The 2,090-nt window shown below is 57.5% G+C and carries 3 protein-coding genes and 1 pseudogene; 1 reads left to right on the top strand and 3 read right to left on the bottom strand.

Annotated elements, in window-relative coordinates; all coding sequences use genetic code 11:
* Positions 1-129, bottom strand: a pseudogene (locus Q8K09_RS21205) (NAD(P)(+) transhydrogenase (Re/Si-specific) subunit alpha); the annotation flags it as partial.
* 1 nt (position 130) lies between these two features.
* Positions 131-259, bottom strand: a complete 129-nt coding sequence (locus Q8K09_RS21200; RefSeq protein ID WP_305256992.1) for a hypothetical protein — start codon at positions 257-259, stop codon at positions 131-133.
* Between the two features lie 190 nt (positions 260-449).
* Here Q8K09_RS21200 and Q8K09_RS21195 point away from each other — a divergent pair, with 190 nt between their 5' ends.
* Complete coding sequence (locus Q8K09_RS21195) at positions 450-1,271, top strand: LysR family transcriptional regulator (RefSeq protein ID WP_305256991.1); 822 nt, start codon at positions 450-452, stop codon at positions 1,269-1,271.
* A 123-nt stretch (positions 1,272-1,394) separates the two neighbouring features.
* Here Q8K09_RS21195 and Q8K09_RS21190 read toward each other — a convergent pair.
* A partial coding sequence (locus Q8K09_RS21190) for an FAD-binding protein (protein WP_305256990.1) occupies positions 1,395-2,090 on the bottom strand: 696 nt, incomplete at its 5' end.

Raw genomic sequence — 2,090 nt, 5'->3', positions numbered from 1 at the left:
GGCGCTAACGCCAGCTCCGCTCTGCACCGTGACCCGATGGCCTTGGCCGATCAGCTTCTTGATGGTTTCTGGCGTGGCGGCTACCCGCGTTTCGCCGGCATGGGTTTCGAGAGGAACACCGATGTGCACGTCAAATCTCCTCAAGGTCAATGTAGCGGGTTGCATCGCAACAACGGTCGAACGGGTTACCGTTACTGTGACTTGAAGGAGGCCGGTAATATTTTTGGGAATAGCCGATTTGCATCAGTGCGAGGGCCATCAGCTGGCTCCTTGGGTTGAATAAAAGTGCAGAAGATTTGGGCGGTTCTATTCGTGCTGGTGATTTATTTGGCACATAAAAAACACCAATGTTTTTATGTTATTCTGCCGGTGTAAAATAACCATTACAATGCTGCTGAATGCACGGTTGATGTGTATTTTTGCACAGGGTTTTGCACAGGAATCACACGATGGACTGGGACAATTCGGTAGCGCGCCGCGTGCAGGCACTGGAGAAGAGTCTGGGTCAACCGCTGTTTATTCGCAGCGGTGCCGGTTACAGCTTGGCGGAAGCTGGCCGCCGCTTGTTGTCGCAGGTAGAGGCTATGGAAAGTGCTTATCTGTCCATCGAGCAGGATGATGGTGCAGAGGGGAGCGCAGGAGGCGTTTCTGGCCTGGTGCGTATCGGGGCCACCGAGGGCTACGGGGTTGAACTCCTGGCTGGGCAATTAGCGTGCTTGTCCAAGCGCCATCCCAATCTAGGGCTCGATTTGCTTGCTGTGCCACGCATGGTGCGCTTGGCGCGGCACGAGGCGGATATCGTGATCACCCTGGAGCGCCCGGAACGGGGACCGTACATCATCACCAAACTGACCGACTACTGCCTGCGGTTGTACGCCTCGACGGAGTACCTGGACACGCATCCGCCAATCAACAGTCGCGATGATCTGCGCAAGCACACCTATGTCAGCTATATCGAGGATCTGCTGTACAGCAAGGAGCTGCATTACCTGGATGAGATCGGCAAGCCTCTGCAGATCGCACTGCGTAGCACCAGTATCCTAGCCCAACAGAACGCCGCCGTTGCCGGTGCCGGCATCGCAATTCTGCCCAGCTTCGCTGCCCGCCGGGTGACGGGGCTCAAGGAGATCCTCGCCGATCAGGTCGAGTTTGTCCGCACCTTCTGGATGTTGATGCCGGTAGAAGGCAAAGACCTGGCGCGTATCCGTGTGACCTGGGACTTTCTACGCGAGATGGCGCAGCAAAATCAGGACCTAATGATGGGGCGTTAGCATGCAGCTGCCCGGTTGTTTGCGGGCAGCTGTGAGGCGTCAATTCGAGAATGTTCAGCATTCTGGTGATCTGCTGCAGATGTCAGAGATCGCCAGCGACCTGGCGCTTTGGACGGGACAGCTTTACATCAGCTTTTCCAGCTCCGGAATAGCATCGAACAGATCCGCCACCAGACCATAATCGGCCACTTGGAAGATCGGTGCGTCTTCATCCTTGTTGATCGCGACGATCACCCTGGAGTCTTTCATACCGGCCAGGTGCTGGATCGCGCCGGAGATACCGACGGCGATGTACAGCTGCGGCGCAACGATTTTGCCAGTCTGACCGACCTGCATATCGTTAGGCACGAAACCGGCGTCGACCGCGGCACGCGAGGCACCGACTGCCGCGCCGAGCTTGTCGGCCAGCGTGTAGAGGTGCTTGAAGTTATCGCCGTTCTGCATGCCGCGGCCGCCGGAGACCACGATCTTGGCAGCGGTCAGTTCCGGACGATCGGACTTGGCCAGCGCTTCACCGACGAACGATGACTTGCCAGCATCAAAGCCAATAGCCACGGCTTCAATGGCTGCGGAACCACCCTCGGCAGCAACCGGATCGAAACCGGTGGCACGCACAGTGATGACTTTCACGGCAGCGCAAGATTGCACCGTGGCGATGGCGTTACCGGCGTAGATCGGCCGCTTGAACGTGTCAGCGCTTTCAACAGCGATGATTTCCGAGATTTGATCTACGTCCAGTTGCGCAGCGACGCGCGGCAGGATGTTCTTACCGTTGCTGGTGGCAGCAGCCAGGATATGGCTGTAGCCGGCACCGAGCTC

The sequence above is a fragment of the Pseudomonas sp. genome, assembly GCF_030683065.1.
GTDB lineage: Bacteria > Pseudomonadota > Gammaproteobacteria > Pseudomonadales > Pseudomonadaceae > Aquipseudomonas.
The sequence above is the reverse complement of the archived record's forward strand: the minus strand, read 5'-3'. Positions and strand labels throughout refer to the sequence as shown.

What these genes read in the sequence shown, in the direction of transcription:
- Q8K09_RS21195 (WP_305256991.1), top strand. Translation starts at nt 450, where the DNA reads ATGGACTGGGACAATTCGGTAGCGCGCCGCGTGCAGGCACTGGAGAAG.
- Q8K09_RS21200 (WP_305256992.1), bottom strand. Translation starts at nt 259, where the DNA reads ATGGCCCTCGCACTGATGCAAATCGGCTATTCCCAAAAATATTACCGG.